Source organism: Streptomyces sp. NPDC014889 (genome assembly GCF_043081205.1).
Taxonomy (GTDB): Bacteria; Actinomycetota; Actinomycetes; order Streptomycetales; family Streptomycetaceae; genus Streptomyces.
This window is the reverse complement of record NZ_JBIBWH010000005.1, coordinates 91272-107469: the sequence shown is the minus strand read 5'-3', so window position 1 is coordinate 107469 and position 16198 is coordinate 91272. Positions and strand designations below refer to the sequence as shown.

7 protein-coding genes are annotated in these 16198 nt (G+C 71.1%); 1 reads left to right on the top strand and 6 read right to left on the bottom strand.

Going from position 1 to position 16198, the window contains the following annotated elements; translation table 11 throughout:
• Nucleotides 1-65: 65 nt before the first annotated feature.
• From ACF09J_RS11560 to ACF09J_RS11535, 6 genes are all read right to left on the bottom strand, one after another.
• A complete protein-coding gene (locus ACF09J_RS11560) occupies nt 66-1808 on the bottom strand; it encodes a hypothetical protein (protein WP_392305195.1) in 1743 nt (580 codons plus the stop codon).
• Nucleotides 1808-7273 carry a DEAD/DEAH box helicase gene (locus tag ACF09J_RS11555; protein ID WP_392305194.1) on the bottom strand — a complete coding sequence of 1822 codons (5466 nt, stop codon included), beginning with the start codon at nt 7271-7273 and terminating at the stop codon, nt 1808-1810. Before ACF09J_RS11555 ends, ACF09J_RS11560 begins: the two co-directional genes overlap by 1 nt.
• The gene (locus ACF09J_RS11550; RefSeq protein WP_392305193.1) at nt 7270-8250 is read right to left on the bottom strand and encodes a hypothetical protein; all 981 of its coding nucleotides are present in this window, start codon (nt 8248-8250) and stop codon (nt 7270-7272) included. The genes ACF09J_RS11555 and ACF09J_RS11550 overlap by 4 nt, the downstream gene beginning before the upstream one ends.
• Nucleotides 8247-10307, bottom strand: coding sequence for a hypothetical protein (locus ACF09J_RS11545; RefSeq protein ID WP_392305192.1), 2061 nt, complete (start codon nt 10305-10307; stop codon nt 8247-8249). Before ACF09J_RS11545 ends, ACF09J_RS11550 begins: the two co-directional genes overlap by 4 nt.
• Nucleotides 10308-10786: 479 nt before the next feature.
• Nucleotides 10787-12406 (bottom strand): RNase H family protein, encoded by a 1620-nt coding sequence (locus tag ACF09J_RS11540; RefSeq protein ID WP_392305191.1) that lies wholly within the window; start codon nt 12404-12406, stop codon nt 10787-10789.
• Nucleotides 12407-12571: 165 nt separating this feature from the next.
• Nucleotides 12572-13804, bottom strand: coding sequence for a DNA sulfur modification protein DndB (locus tag ACF09J_RS11535; RefSeq protein WP_392305190.1), 1233 nt, complete (start codon nt 13802-13804; stop codon nt 12572-12574).
• 233 nt (nt 13805-14037) lie between these two features.
• On the opposite strand from ACF09J_RS11535, the gene ACF09J_RS11530 reads away from it, so the two are divergent.
• Nucleotides 14038-16176, top strand: a complete 2139-nt coding sequence (locus tag ACF09J_RS11530) for an N-6 DNA methylase (protein ID WP_392305189.1) — start codon at nt 14038-14040, stop codon at nt 16174-16176.
• The last annotated feature ends 22 nt before the right edge of the window (nt 16177-16198 follow it).

The window sequence follows — 16198 nt, the reverse complement described above, 5'->3', positions numbered from 1 at the left end:
CCCGCGTTTCTCTCGGGATCCCTTGTGGGGGCCAGAACCACTGTCGCCTTTACCGGCTCCGTTGCTCACGATGTGCTGCTCTCTGGGTCTTCAAGGGCTGCGGTGTCTTCGGCAGCCGGGGAAAGGCGTTCTGTCGCCCTGGTGATTATTTCTCGGGCCGCCTTCCTGCGGGACCACGCGCGGTCGCTGTCCGTGGGCGGCCCGGTGAGCCTCTGCAGAGGCTCGGGCGGGAGTTCCAGCCGGTGGCTCGTGCCGGTGGGGTCCTTCCAGCGGTGCGGGACGAGCGGGACGGCGAACCGGAGTACTTCCTGCTGCTCGCGCTCGGTCTTCTCGATCATGTCCTTGGCCCGGTTGATCCGGACGCGGCCGCTGTCGTCGAGCTCTTTTCTCAGGGCTCGCCAGCCCTTCTTCCAGTCGTCCGCCCCGTCGGGCACGCCGAGCACCATATAGGGGTTGAGGGGCTGGTCACGTTCTCCGAGGGGCCGGTCCTCCAGGAAGCTCCGATTCTTCCGCAGCGTGGCCACGGCACCTCCGCCGAGCTGGTCCTGCACCGGGGGGCGGCCTTCGGCGTCCTGCTCCAGGAGTTTGAGGGACTCCGTCATCTCCTGGCCGGCGCGCAGGTAGGCCTGGATGTTTTGGGCCTCCCAGCGCACCGGCTGCGAGTGGTGCCGGAGCCTCGCTGCCATGGTGAGCGCCGCCTTCCTCCGCTGCTCCGCCGTCTCGCCGTCGCCGCGAAGGAGGGCACGGTGCATCTGCCGCACGGCCCTGATCAGGGTCCGCACGCCGATCCAGCCGTTGAACTTCTTGTTGCTCGCGCTGCGCACGCTGGGGTGGATCCGCTCCAGGAGAACCCACAGCCGCTCCTCGGCGACGAGGTCCTCAGGGACCTCTCCTGTCCGCCGCACCTCGCGCAGCGCGTCGAGGAGCTTCTGCGTCGGCGGCAGGAGGTCGGTCCACTCCTCGGCGACGGCCTTGGCGTCGTTGGCCTGCAGCCTCACCAGCAGGCGCCAGTCCTGCGGCCAGTCACGGCCGGGTTCCGTTCCCGGGCCTGCCTCCCGGCGCTCGCGTTCCAGGGGCCAGGCCAACAGGTCCATCTCCTCGTCGGTGAGGGACGCCGGGTCCAGGCGGGCGCGGAGGTAGGCGGCGCGGGAGGTGCCGTCGCGCTCGGGGACCGCGCCGATCCACTCCTCGTCGATGTAGTCGTCGAGAAGCGGCCGGGGAAGCTTCGCCAGGAGTGCCCTCTGCCGAGGGGCCGGCAGGTTGGTCTCCATCAGGCGACGATCGTCCTGATAGATCTGCCACATGCTGCCCGGTTCCCCCAGGAGCGGCAGCGGCTTGTCCTCCAGCAGGGCGCGGGCGCGGTCGTAGAGTCGGCCGTTGAAGACGTCCAGCCCGTGGTCCTGTGCCATGACGAGCAGGGAGACGCCTGAGACCGGGTCGTCCTGCCGGGATGCCTCATCGGCCGCGGCCCGCGCCAGCGTCTGCGAGGAAGGCGTCCCGGTATCCGTCTTCAAGGCGTCGGGCAGCATGAGTTCGGCGAAGGAGCGGGCACGTTCCCAGGCCTCCCGGTCGGCGAATCCTTCGGGGACCGGTTGGAGCGTGACCGGTTTCGACTCCGGCTGCTTCTGCGACGGAACGACCGGAGCAGGGCCGCCGGCGGCTTCCGCGACCTGCAGAGTTTTCCCAACGGTCCGGCTCTGGGTGCGGGCCTGGCGGAGGGCGAGGCGGCGGGCGATCTCGCGCTGCCGCAGCTCCTCCAGGCGGCCCTGCTCGTCCTGGCCCGCTCCCAGCGGGACTTCTGCCGTCATCAGAGCTCCTCCGCGAAGATGTGCACCTGCTCGATCACCGCGGCAGGGGTCCGGTCCAGGCTGTAGGAGTCGGCGAAGGCGATCCTGGTGGTGATGCCTCCAGCACGGACCTCGTGACGCAGGGCCTGGAGCCGTTCGTTCCCGCACTCGTCGGTGGCGGACTCCAGCGGATGCTTGACGGCGAGCGCGACGGGCTCGCCGGTGAAGTCCGAGGTGAAGAGCGCCACGGGTCCGGCGGCGGTCTCCTTCAGGCTGACGGCGGGCTCCTCGTCCGCCCAACCCTTCAGCAGGACGGCGTGTTCGTCCGGGTCGATCCGCAGTTTCCGGCCGCGCAGGGCGTCGGTCAGGTCGCGGGCGAGCCGCCAGTCGTACAGCGGGTGGAGGCGCATGTTGGAGTAGTCGCGCAGGCAGGCGTAGCAGGAGCTGCGGCAGTTCTGCGCATGATGGTCGGTCTCCAGGTCGTGCACGTACCGGTCGACCGCCTGGAGGAACTCCTCGATGTGTTCCTCCGAACCGAGGTAGGTGCTGAAGCCTGCGCCGTTGTCGAGGCTGTCCGCCAGGTAGGCCATGACGGGAGCGGCCACCGGAGCGTCCGAGCCGTGGATGCCGCTGAGGAGTTCCTCCGGCTGCACGTCCAGGTGCGGGGCGGCGGCACGGCGCAGCAGGGCCGCCAGCGAGTACCAGGCGGCGCGCCGGCCGTGGTAGGCCTCGGGGAAGCCGTCGATCTGCTGGGACTTCGAGATGTCGAAGCGCAGGCCCCGGATCGTGTCGAGGGCGCCCTTGGCTCCAATGAAGAGCATGTCGGTGTGCTGGGTGGCGCCGAGGGCGATCTCCAGGTCAGCTTCCGCCTTGGGGTGGTCCAGAGCGACGTATCCGCGCCACGGGCCGGTGTTCTTGACGAACCGGAAGAGCTTTCCGGCGTTGGTGTTGACGATGTAGCGGTCGCCGCTGCCGGTGTGGACGACCATCCAGTCGTCGGCGGCACGGTGGATGCGCGGGGCGGTCTTCTCCAGGTCGGTGGCGGTCCGTGCGCTGGTGGCGTTGGAGCCGAGCTCCCGGTAGCCGTCGTAGTCCCGTGCTTCGTGGGCAGCCCGGAAGCCTGCGGGCTCCCGGAAGGGGACAGCCTTGTAGTACTTGCTCTCCGCGCCGCAGGCGGGGCAGGCGCCGGCGCTCCCGGTTTCCGGGTCGACGACGGCCTGCGGGTCCACGTGGGAGCAGATCCGGCACATGGCGACCAACTGTTCCGGTCCGAACGGGTCCTCGGCGGCCTGCACTCCGCGACCGCTCGGGACGAGGGAGACCACTCCCCTGGAGCGGAGCAGACGGCCATCCTGCGGGGTCTCGCTGCCCGGTGCGAACTTGCTTAGGGCGACGGCCAGGTCGCGGTTGACGGAGTCGGCCGGCGGCCAGGGGAAGGTCTTCTGCGGGATGCTCCGGTAGAGGAGGCGGGAGCGGGTCGGGAAGCCGAACATGGGCAGGAGACCCGCTTCTGCCAGACGCTGGCTGAGGTCGGAGTGGCCGACCGTTCTGGCTGCCACCTCGTCGACCTGGCCGAGGAGTTCGTCGATGGCGGCCACCGGATCGATGGCGGTGATGTTCTCCGGTGTCGCGGCCCGGAGGGCGGCGGCAGCGGCCTTGATACGGTCCAGGTGCTCGGCGGTCCAGCGGCGGACGGCACCGCGATGCGTCGGCCAGTCGGCGGCGAGGCCGAACTGTCCGTGGACGTTGGTCGTCATGTCCGGCCCCTTCCGGCGGCCCTCCGGCTGCAGGGGCTCGAAGGCCTGGCGCAGGACCTCTCCCAGCAGGACCCGCCGGAAGACGGAGACCATGCCGAGGACCAGGTAGGGCGGCGGCGTCGGGTCGTTGGTGATGGCTTCCGGGCGGGCGAAGTAGTGCTCGTCGTGACTGCGGCCACGGCAGACGGTGAGGGCCACGGCAACCGGGCTGTTGCGTCGGCCCGCGCGCCCCACCCGCTGCTGGTAGTTGAAGCGGGTGGGCGGCATGTTGGCCATGATCACGGTGTTGAGGGGGCCGATGTCGACACCGGCCTCCATGGTCGTGGTCACGGAGAGCAGTTCCAGGCCGTCCGCCTGCGGGACGTCGTTGTCGCCGAGGAAGACGTCCTGGAAGAGGCTCTGCCGACGCTGGGCCTCCAGCCGGTCCGTCTGGCCGGTCAGCTCCGCGGTGCGCAGGGGGAAGTCACCGGTACGGTGGGCGGCCTTCCACGCGTAGTAGTCGTCTTCGAGGACTCCGCTGTACTGCTGGGGCACGGCGGGCAGCGGGGTCAGGCACTTGGTGCACAGTCGCGCGCCCGGGTGAAGGTGCGGCCGGTGGCAGGAGCGGCACGTCCAGGTCTTGTTCTCGCCGGGGCGCAGCGCCACCTTCTCCGGCTTGATGACGTAGTCGACGACGGCGTCCTTCCAGACGCCGAGCACCCGGTCCTCGATCGTCTGCACATCGGTGCCCTGGCGTTCGGCGACCCCCTTCCAGAAACGCTTCAGAGGCGCGGGCGGCCTCTGCAGAGAGGCACGTATCCGGGTGAAGCGCCGCATCAAGCCGAGAATCCGCAGGCTGGCACGCGCCACGGCCTGATCGCTGTCCGGGCCGGTCTCCAGGGGTGAGCGGTCGTCGCGCAGGCAGAGCCAGCCGAGTCCGAGCGATTCGAAGTCACGGCCGCCGCCGGAGAAGAGGCTTCCGATGGTCTCGAGGCGGAGGCGGGAGCGGATGCGGTTGAGCAGTTCCTCCTGTGCCTGGGTGTCCACCACCGCTTCCCGGTCCCGCTTCCAGTTGTAGAGCGCGGTCCAGGGCTGTCCGGCCGAGGTCTGCTGGAGCGAGGCTGCGGGACCGGCGGGGTTGGTGCCGTACGTCAGCAGCATGCCTTCGAGGTCGGAGGCGAGGTCGTCCAGGGAGGGCAGTTCGGAGAACTTCCGCTCCAGGTCGGGCAGGAGTTCCGGTTTCGCGTCGAGGTCGTCCGCGAGGATCGCCTTCAGGCGCCCCCAGTCCGCCGGGTTGCGGTCCCGCAGGCGTTCCATGGCGGTACGGGCACCCGCACGATCGACCGGCTCCCCGGCGTAGTGGGCCTTCAGCAGCTGAAGGTCTCCGAACGGGTCCCCCTGGCTCTCGACGGCCCGGGCGCTGAGCAGGCGGAGAAGGTCCTGGTGGTGACGGAGAGCAAGACCGCTGGCGAGCTCGGAGGCGTCGTCACGGCTGTCGGAGAAGGCGATCGCCTTGCGTCGGCCGTCGGGAAGGTGGCCGAGGGCTTCGGTCACCAGCACCTGGTTGATCTTGTAGAAACCGGTGCGCATCCGCCGGACCGGCGCGTTGCGCAGCCGGTCGGGGGATTCCAGCGGGATGAAACGGCCGTCCCTGTCGTACTTGATCTCCCAGTCGTCGCCGCAGGCGGGGCAGCGGGTGGGGAAGGCCTGCAGCCGGGCCGGGTCGTGGGCCGGCTTCTTGCTCTCCTTGTCCAGGGGCACGGAGATGTGGAACGACCATCCGGTGTGCTGGACGTCCCGGTTCTCCAGGCGGCCGGTGGCGGGCTGGTAGGCGCTGCGGCGGAACTCGAACCCGACCTGCGGCCCACCGTCGGACAGGCCCGCGTTCCAGCCGCGGTCGTCCAGGCCGAGGCCCTTGGTGCGCGGCCAGTACACGACGTAGTTCGCCGCCGTAGGCGCGCCACTGGCCTCGTCGGGGAGCAGATCCAGGTCCGGGAAGTCGGTGTGGAGGGCACCGGTGAACTTGCGCCGCTGGGTGTCCTTGGGGCTCGCGTACCCGCCGAGCATGAGGTCGCCGCAGGCCTGGCAGGAGAGGAGCTCCAGTACGCGGGCGCCGCAGGTGCAGCGGGAGGTGGGTTCGGCGAAGAGCCGGCCGACCCGGCGTTCGGGGCCGTGCTCCACGGGGATGTGGGGGCAGTTCGGGTCTGAGCAGGCCCAGACGCCCTCGATGTTCCGGAAGAAGAAGTGCGCGCGAAGCTGGGGAAGTTCGGGATCCTGGGAGGAGCCGAGCAGGCGCAGAACGCCGTGGAGAGCGTCCTGGCGCTGTTCCTCGGGGACGTCCGGGAAGAGGTTCGTCGCCAGTTCGGGGGCGGGCAGAGCACGAGGCTTGCCGCCTGGAGTGAGTGCGCGCTGGAGCGCCGGGCCGAGGCCGGTCTCCCGGGCCAGGGCGACGGCTTCGTCCTGGGTGACGGGGGCCTTCGCCGCCTGCGCGAGGCGTTCGGTGTGTACGGCCAGGTCGCCCTCGCCGTGGATCTCCTTCGCCTTTCCGGGGATGATCACGCGCCGGGAGGCGGGCAGGGCGAAGAACCCGTCGAGGAACTCGTCGTCCCGGCCGGCCTCCAGGGAGGCGGAGGCGGCGAGCACACGCAGCTTCTCGGGGTTCTTGTCGACGCCGAGGCGGTGGCGGAGGTTGCGTAGCAGGTAGGCCACCTCGGTGCCGGCCGTGCCGCGGTACATGTGAAGCTCGTCGAGGATCAGGGTGAGGCGGGCGCCGGGGGTCTCCTCCAGCCACTTCCTCGTGGCGCTGAAGATGTGCTCCTCCTGCTTGCGGAGCAGCATGATGTTCAGCATCGAGTAGTTGGTGACCATGATGTCCGGCGGCGCGGCCTGCATGTCCCAGCGGGCGTGCATCTCCGCTTCGCCGAGGCGCGGGATGAAGGGCCGCAGCTCCTCGTCGAGCTTCTCGTCGGCCTTGCGCTGCCTTTCCTGGACCTCCCGCAGGTACTGCCGGAGACGGAAGTTCGCCGGCTCGGAGTCGCGGCTGCCGGAGACGGGGGTGGCTCCGGTGTAGCGGCCGAAGTAGAAGCGGTGTCCGTTGCGCTTCCGGTCCAGCCATGCGTGGGCCTCGCGGCTGTCCAGCGACTTCCGGAGCCGGACCAGCTGGTCGTCGGCGAGGGCGTTGGTGGGATAGAGGATCAGCACGCGCACGGCGGCGGGGTGCCCGTGCTCGCTCTGCCGGCTGGGCACGTAGTCGCCGTCTCCCTGCCACCATTCCCGCTGCACCGCACGGGTGCCCTGCCAGTGGGCGGACTCGTCGACCAGGTCGGCGAGGACCGGCAGCAGGAAGGACTCCGTCTTGCCGGAACCGGTGCCCGCGGTGACCACGAAGTCCTTGCCCTCGCAGGCGGCGACCAGGGCGTCGTGCTGATGCTGGTAGAGACTGGTCACGCCGCCGGGAAGCGTGAAGCGGGCGAATTCGGCCGCGTCGGGGTGCGCCCCTGCTTCGGCGAAGGACTCCGCGATGCTGACGCCCCGGGAGGCGTACTGCGGGCGCAGCTCGATCAGCGGGTCGCGCCAGGCCCCGTTGTCCCGGTCCAGGAGGTTGCGCCGCTCCTCCATGACGGAACGGTCGTCGACGCCGAACGGGGTGTCGTAGTAGCGGAAGAGCGCGCTGCGCAGGTCGTCGAAAGTGCCCATGACGTCTTGGACATCGGTGTTCGTCACCGCCGCTGTCTGCTGTTCGCCGCTCATTTGGTCCTCCCGCCGGTGACCGCCACTGGTCGCGGCATGGTCTCCAGGTTCTGCTGCAGCGAGGCCGCGATGGCCTCGGCGAGCGCCCTCGACACGTTGGCGTACGCACGGGTCTGCGTCTGCTTGCCCACCGAGGGCGGGAAGCCGCTGCACAGGACGGCCGCGCGCTCGTGCAGGGCGGGCAGGGGCGCGTACCGGTCGACGAGGAGTCGGCCCATGCCGGCACGGCCCTTGCCAGATTCCGGCCGCCAGCGCATCGCGCCGGTGCGGTGGCGGGCGAGCTCCAGGTAGACGCCCGTCTCGCGTTCCACCGCATGGAAGACGCCGTTGCGGCGTACGCGGGTCAGGCGTGCGTAGTCGGCTCCGCGCCACCGGTACAGGCCGTCCTCGTCGTCCCTTGCCACGGGGACGAACCGCTGGAGGCGCAGCTCGTACTTCTCCAGCGTGTCGGCGGTGCTCCCACCGGGCGGCGCGGACTCGGGGCCCGGCGCCGCCTGCGGAAGCAACTCCATCAACTGGAGGGCGGCGCAGGGAGCGTAGCGGGCCCCGAGGAACTCCGCTGCTTCCTGCAGGGTCCGCGGGTCCTCGTACTGGAACAGGAGGGTGTCGGGCAGCGGGGCCTGACCGGCCTCCGGTCGGTGAGGGACGGTGATCAGTTCCATCCACTCCTGGGCCGCCTCCTTGACGCGCATGCTGATCCGCGCGGTACGCGCACCGGTCAGCAACGCGAGGCCGTCGGTGTGGGGCAACCGGGTCAGCACCGGCGGGGCCACCGACCAGCGGTCGGCACGCAGGTCCACGTCGATGAAGCCGAGGGCGGCGGCCTTGCGCATCCAGTCCCAGTCGGCGTACTCCTTCAACTCCATGCCCCACGCCTGGGCCTGGCTGCAGACCCCGCCGCGCAGGGCGGACGCCTTGCCGCTGCGGCTCTCGCTCAGCCAGCGCAGGAGGATCCCAGCGAACTCGTTGGTGCTCATCGGTCCAGCTCCTTCGCTGCCTGCACGTACGCGGCCCACGAGGGCTCGACGGACGCCTGCTGGGCGTTGAGGACGGCGCGGGCCCATGCCCGCGGGTTGCCGGCGCCCTTCAGCTTCGGCGTTCCAGGGTTCACCGGGCGGCCCCTCCAGCGTCCGCTCCGGCGCTCCAGGAGCCAGCCGCCGATGCCGTGGAAGTCTGTCTCGAAGCGGAGCGGGGCGGGGGTGTCGGGGAGATGGTCCGTCCACCAGTCCGGTTGCTCCGGGGCCTCCAACGTCCACAGCCGTCCGTCGGCCGCCGCGAACAACACCTCTTCCGCGTCTCGACGGCACAGCTCCATGACGGCTGCCGCGTCCTGGGTGGTGGCGCTCGTGCAGTCGGCGCCGGTGATGCCGGTCGGCAGGGCCTGCTCGACGAGGAGGGAGGGCGACACCGAGGCCTTGCCGTCCACGACGGTGAAGCCGCAGACCTTGGTCACCTTCGGCTCGACGACGGTCTGGTCCGCGGTGGCGAAGCCGATCTCGACGCCTGCGTAGCTCACCGTGTGGCGGCCCGGCTCCAGCCGGAGCACGGCCAGGGGGACGGGGCGGCCCGCGGCGGCCGCCTTCCTGAGCTCGGGCCGCTCCTTTCCGTCGACCAGGAGGGTGCCCGTGCCCTCCGTGGCGTCCGGGAGGACCACCTGGGGTTCGCCTCCCCGCAGATACAAGTGGGAATCGAGCGAGGGTGCGAGCTTCAGTCCGCCCTCGAGACGCAGCTTGAACTGGGCCGGGGGCTGCAGGAGGCCGACCGCGCCCTGGACTTCCTGGAGCGCCCGGCGCAGGGTGACCGCGTCGTCGAAGGTGACGGGCTTGTGCAGGGACCAGCCCTGCGGTACCCAGGCCAGCTTGCTGGTGTCGGCACTCCGGCCCGTGGTCGCGGCCTTGTCCAGCAGCCGCTGCACGTCCCGCTGAGCGGTCGGGGCGGCGAGCACCACGTGTGCCCCTCCCGGGCGGAAGCCGTCGGTGCCGGCCCAGACGCCGAGCACGTCGTCCCGTGCGAGGACCAGGACGGAGCAGGAAGGGCGGCTGAGCACCAGGGTGTCCCCGTCGCGGCGGATGCCCCTCGCGAGGGTGTGCGCGCTCGGGGCGGGCAGGCCCGTCACCTCGTAGTAGGCGGTGTCGCCGAGCTGCTCGAGGAGGACGCCGTCCTCGAGCTCGATGCGCTTCTTCTGCTCCGCGGACCGCAGGCGCGCCACCCAGCTGAGACGCCCCGCGTCCAGCCGCACCAGGAGCTCGGCCCGGGTGACACCGGTGGGCACCAGCTCGTCCGAACCGTCCCAGGAAGCGGCGTAGTTGCCGATCAACCTGGCGAGGAAGGGGCGGAACTCCTCCTCCTGCAGGGCGTTGCGGAAGCCCTTGGAGAAGTGCTGCTCCATGCCCCGGATCTCGATCTGGGCCAGCAGCGTCTCCCCCGGCAGGGGCCAGGTCGTGCCGTGTTCCCGCAACGACCGGAAGAACTTCGGCATGAAGGACCGGTCCGCGCCGCTGAGGAGCGCCTGGGACTGGGCGAACCCGATCATGCTGCGGTTTGAGGGCAGGTCGGTGGGGGCGGGAATGGTGCAGAGGCCCCGCGCGCCCTTCTGGCTGTGCTGCCAGGAGGCCAGCACCTGCCACATGCGGGAGACGGGCTCGTAGTGGTGGCTGACCAGTTGCTTCTCGTGGCCGGTCAGCAGCTCGGAGAAGCGGGCGTGGTAGGCGGTGGCCCGGTGGTTCCGGTCATTCACCATCCGGGACGCGGCCATCACCGAGCAGGCGAGCAGCGGCAGGAAGGCGGGCACGCCGTCCCTGTCCTGCTGCCGCTTGCGCCAGCGGTAGTCCTCCAGCGCGCTGTACGGTTCCGCGGTCCCCAGCCGCAGGAACTTGCCCACGCACTGGGCGAGGGGCTCCTCCAAGCCGTATCCGTGCTTGAGTTCCTGCTGCACGTCGTCGTCCACGTAGAACAGCGTCGGGTGGCCGGCGTGCTGCCGTCCGAAGAACTCCTCGGCCAGCACTTCCTGCCACGCCTGATAAGAATGGTCCACTCTGTCCCCAAAAGAGAGGTTCTGATGCCCTGTTCGTGAAAGCCCCGGGGCATGGAACGGTCTTCCGCGTCACCCGAGCCCGCCTCGGACAACGGGCCGCTGCCCAACACCCCCCGGCGCGTCGACCCCCTCGGCCCGGAAGCCCTCGAACGTCACCGCCCGCCGCGACTTAACCCCGCGCGGCAAGCGAAGGCGTATCCACTCATCCCCCACCAAGTTTTCACAAGCGGCCCGTCGCAGTGCCTGCACAGTGAGCCGGAAGCCGGACATCAACTGCAGGTTCCCTGCAACCAAAGGCTACCTGTGAAGGTGATGTGTGCGAGCCAGGGGATTACCAACTGCTCTGCTAATGACTGCTGTCCCTCCCCTCCGATCTTCTCGGGAGCGACGCCTTCTACGCCGCATGCTTCGACGCGGCGGCCCCCGTCCTCATCTGCGGCTCCTGCCGAAGAACGCGCGATACTTCTCGACCGTCCCGATCAGGCAGCGACCGAGAGGGGGCCGGCCCCGGAGCCGAGCGAGCGCAGGATCCGCCCCTCCTCCTTCCGCGCGGCGGAGGAAGGAATTCGGCCGTTGGCGCGGCGGAGGGCGAGACGGGCGAAGGCGTCGGCGGTTTCGTTGAGGTCGTGTCCGATGTGGCCTTTCAGCCAGCGGACCTGGACGCGGTGGCGGTGGCGCAACAGGTGGTCCATCAGCTGCCGGCTCTCCGGGAAGAGGAGGGTGCGGTGGGCGGCTGTCGGGTCGGCGGAGCACAGGGCCGTGTCGACGGCGTCGACCGCCTCGGTGCTGTCGCACAGGAGGACCACGAGTGCCTCCTCGTGGTGCTCGAGGAGACTGAGGGCGGCCGCGCAGATACCGATGACTTCGGCTTCACCACTGCTCGAGGCCAGCGAGTCGCCGTATCCGGTGGTCCCGTCCTCGGCAGCCCAGCCGTAGCCGCACAGTGCGGACTCGTCACCGACGGCGGCGTCGGCGACGGCCACGACGGCGGTGTCAGGAAGGTCGGCGAGCAGGGCGTAGCGGTCCACGTCGGCCGGAACCGTTGCTGCCGGATGTTCACCGTCGCCGTCCTCGCCCGTGTCGGCGGGATGGGCGGCGGCGAGGAGGGCACCGTGACAGCGCGGGCAGCCGTCGGCCTGTTCGGAGCAGTGCGCCTGGTGCCGCACAGTCAGCTCACGCACGCTGTGCCACAACTCGGGTTCGGCGTCGGCGAAGCGAGCCAGAGCCGCGACGCGACACTGCGCCATGAGCCCCGCGAAGGGCTCTGTGGTCGCGCAGGCCCGCATCCGGTCGTGGAGCTCCGTGACCCGGAGCAGGGCTTCACGTGCGCGGGCAGCGAGAACCGCTGTGTCCTGGTACGCGTCGTCCAGAGCGTCAAGTCGGGTGCGCCGTACGGAGAGAGAGCGGGCGAGTGCGCCCCGTTCGGCCTGGCCGATCGCGTAGCGGCCCCAGGCCAGCGCGGCACGGGCATGGCGGCTCCAGCGTTCGACCACCGCGTCGTGCGGGAGGTACGGGTTCTCTTCCTCCCGGGCATCGCGCAGAAGGGCCTGGACGAAGGCGTCGTCGTCGCAGTCCCGCAGTTCACGCACCGGCGCCGGCAGTTCGCCGCCTGCCGTCCGGTCCCAGGCCCACCGGGCGAGGCCGCTCTCCGGCGCCTGCGGCGTGCCGTCCGGCAGTCCCCTGTCGCGGAGTTCCTGCCGCAGGGCCTCGGCGAAGGCCGCCGGGGACACCCTGCGCGCCACCCTCAGCTCCAGCGTGTCCACCGGCCGAAAGCGGCCGGTGAGGCGGCGGGCACGCTGCTCCTTGTACACGGCCTCCGCCTGCGAGCGGGCCCGTCGCACCCTGCGCGCGTGCGCTCGCAGCCGTCGCAGCCGCTCAGGGGGCTGCACCGAGAGTTCCGCACGCCGGACGGCCCCGCGGGCGAGGACATCGGCGTGGGCGAGAACGACGGTGATGGGACCGGCGAGCGAGGCGTGTTCCAGGGCCGCGGCGCTCTCCGGAGCGCAGATCCCGTTCATGCGGGCGAGGACGGCCTCCTGCAGGGCGGTGAAGTCGTCGGCGAAGCGACGGATCAGCTCTGTGTGCTCGGTGATCGTCACGGTGGCCTTCCAGGTCGCGGGTGGTGGTGAGCGGGGCCGCACAGGGTGTGCGACCAGTACGCGGGTGCGGGAGCCGCGGGCCGTGCCCCCGCGGGTGGGGCCCGTCCGGAGAGGGGCGTCGGCCGAGAAGGTCCCGGCGTCAAGGAATTTGCACCACAGGCCTGTTCAACTCCGCAGGCCCCGGATCTTCCGGCCCAGCTCGCTGCTCGGGTCGAGGAGCGAGCCCGCGACGCGGCCGGCGGAGTCCTTCACACCACCGCTGAAGTTGAGCCGGCCGGTGGAGCCGACGCTGGCGCAGACGCCGTCCCAGTAGGCGGGTTCGCGCTCCCAGCGGACGTCGGCGAGCAGGTGCTCGACCGTCTCGTAGCTCATGGCCTTGCCGGGGTCGCACCAAGGGGTGGCGCGGTGCAGCAGGACGCCGAGGCCTGCCATCACGGCCGGGGCGGTGATCGCGCTGCGCCGGGTGAAGTTTGGGAAGCGCCCCTCGATCAGCCGGGACACCAGACGGACGACGACCGTATCCACCTCGTCGGCGTCGGTGTTGGACGGCAGGTCGCCCTCGTGGACGTTGGCCGCCGAGTACTCCACACCCTTGCTGCCGAAGACGGTGGTGACGATCAGCGCCCGCAGCGCGGACAGCGTCACGACCTCCTTGTCGGTCCTGGTGAGCTGCCGCTTGCCGGCGTTGACCAGCCTGCCGAACGGCATCCGCCGGCCGTCCGACTCGACCTCGAGCCTCTCGCCGACGGTGTGGGCGAGGCGGGTGGCGAGATCGCGCTGGTCCATGGACATGGCCAGGTTCTTGGCGACGTCGATGCCCTTGACGTTGCGGTCGTAGAAGATCTGCCGCGCGTCTGCCGGGGAGATCCCCAGATAGAGCTCGAAGGGGATACGGACCCGCCGGCTGAGCTCGGTGTAGGTGAGGCCGAGGGACTCCGGGTCCTGGTAGATGTCGTGCCAGGCGGTGGTCTGGGTCTCGCCGTCTATGGCGATCACCATGGCGTCCGGGGCGACGGTCAGCGTCCGCAGGCCCGAGTCGGGGACCAGCTCGTCGCTCATCGCGGCGATCTCGCCCGCGTGCCAGAGCGTGATCGGGGGCGTGGACCAGGCGGAGCCGTGCTTGCCGAGGATGCCGGCGGCGATGTACTCGGCGTAGTCCGGGATGTTCCTGCCCTTCTGGGACTTCAGCGTCCGCTGCACGGTCGCGCGCAGCTCGGCGTGGCGCCGATCGTGCCCGGACGCGGTCTTGAGGGCGCGCGGGTCCTCCTCCTGACGCGGTGACGGCACGAGACGTACCAGCGTCGCGAGGGACATGGTGCCGATGACCGCGTCCTCGCGGAACGGCATGACGGTGAGCGGGATTCCTTCCGGAGTGCCGCTCGGCATGGTCAGGCGCATGGGTTCCCCCTGTGTGGTGGTCGATCGGCCGTCGCCTGGCTCTGAGGCGCCCTGGACTGGGCGCTCAAAGACATGGGGTACGGCAAGGGCACGCTTCACGCCGGAGGTGACGGTCCCCCGCCGGAAGCGATTACATGTAAACATGACCGTGAAAGCGTTGTCCAACGGCAGCCCGGAGTTGACTTGTGCTGTAGGGTGTAACCACGTCGCCCATCGGAGCCAGGACCACACCCATGTCGCAGCCATCCGCACCATCCGCCCAGGTGACAGCCGCCGAGATCTCCCGCATCGCGGGCGTCACGCGCGCCACCGTCAGCAACTGGCGACGTCGGCACGACGACTTCCCCGCGCCCTCAGGCGGCACGGACAGCTCCCCGCTGTACGACCTGGAGGTGGTCCGCGCCTGGCTCGCCTCACGCGGACAGCACACGGCGGCCACGCCCAGCGGGGAGCTGCGCACCACCCTGCGCCTCCGCGAGCGGCCCGGCGCCGGCACGTCCGACCTGCTCCTGCTGGTCCTGGCGGCGGCCCGCCGCCCCGCCGACGACCTCACTGCTCTGCACGCGCTGTCCGACGCCGATCTGGTGAAGCAGGCGAACGACGCGGCGGCCGAGGTCGCGGACGTGGTGCCGGACACGGAACCCGTCCGGTTCACCGCCGCCGACACCGCGGTCCTGCGCGCCCTGCTGCTCTGCGTCCGCGACGAAAGCGCCCAGACGGCACTGGGCGTACTGGCGGAGAGGGAGCTGGAGGACAGCGCCGCCAGCGGCGCCTACCGCACCCCGGCCCCGCTCGCCGACCTGCTGGCCCGCCTGATCCCGGGCTCCCCGGCCCGTGTCCTCGACCCCGCCTGCGGCAGCGGCACCTTGCTGACAGCCGCCGCCGCGCGCGGCGCGCGCGAGCTGTACGGGCAGGACAGCCTTCCCGTCCAGGCACGACGCACCGCGGTCGGCCTGACCCTGACGGCTGAGGAGGGTGCGGACGTCACCGTGCGCACGGGCGACAGCCTGCGCGCCGACGCCTTCCCGGACCTCACCGTCGACGCCGTGCTGTGCAACCCGCCCTACGGCGACCGGGACTGGGGCCACGACGAACTGGCCTACGACTCGCGCTGGGCGTACGGTTTCCCGCCCCGCGCCGAGTCCGAACTGGCCTGGGTCCAGCACGCGCTGGGCCACCTCGAACCGGGCGGCCACGCCGTGCTGCTCCTCCCGCCGGCCACGGCATCCCGCTCCTCCGGCCGCCGCATCCGCGCCGAGCTGATCCGCAGCGGCGCGCTGCGGGCGGTGGCGGCCCTGCCGCCCGGGGCGGGGATCCCGCTGCACATCGGCCTGCAGGTGTGGGTGCTGCAGCGGCCGGAGCCGACCCGGCCGGCGTACCAGACGGTGCTCTTCGTCGACACGGTGGGCGAGCCGTCGGTGCCGGGGCGCGGCGGTACCCGTTCGGGTTCGGTGGACTGGGCGCGGGTAACCGAGCAGATCGTCTCCGCGTGGACGGCGTACGCCGAGGACCCGGACGGGTTCGAGGTGCAGGCCGGTGTGGCGCGGGCGGTGAGCGTGGTCGACCTGCTCGACGAGGTGGTCGACGTGACCCCGGCCCGGCAGGTGCGTGCTTCACAGGCGGACATCGACCCCCGGGAGCTGGCCGACCAGGTCGTCGTCGCAAGGGATGCGTTGACGGGTGCGGCGCGGTCGGTCGCGCTGCTGGCCGCCACGGAACTGTGGGACGCTGCGGGCGGCAAGGCCCGCCAGTGGCGTTCGGCCACGGTGTCCGACCTGGCCCGGGGCGGCGCGCTGAAGGTCCTGCGGACAGCCCCCGCGTCGCCGAGGCAAGCGGACGGCGAGGGCCATTCGGAGGTGGGTGGCGTGGCTACCCGGCCTACCCTCACCGGCGACGACATCGCTCGCGGAAGCGGGCCGACGGGGCGGGTCGAGGACGCGCAGGCCGCCGAGCAGGTGCCGGAGATCGCCGTGGGCGACGTGCTGGTGCGTGGCCTGATCGGCGGCAGGGGTCCCGTCGCGCGGGTCGCGGGTGAGAACGAGGCGGGTGTGCTGCTCGGTCCGGGCGTGCACCTCTTCCGGCCCGACCCGGCACGGCTCGACTCCTGGTTCCTGCACGGCTTCCTCGGCTCGGAGGCCAACCTGACCGGCGCCTCGACCGGCAGCTCCACGCTGCACCTCAGCCCGGGCCGGCTACGCGTCCCACTGCTGCCGCTGGAGGAACAGCGGCGTTACGGGGAGGCGTTCCGGCAAGCTGCCGCACTGCGTGAACAGGCCCGCAGGGCAGAGGAGTTGGCCGAGGAGACGGCGCGGCTCGTGGCCGACGGCCTCACGGGCGGGCAGCTCGTGCCTAGCGGACCAGAGACTTTCTGAACTCCCCCACTCATGATGCGGA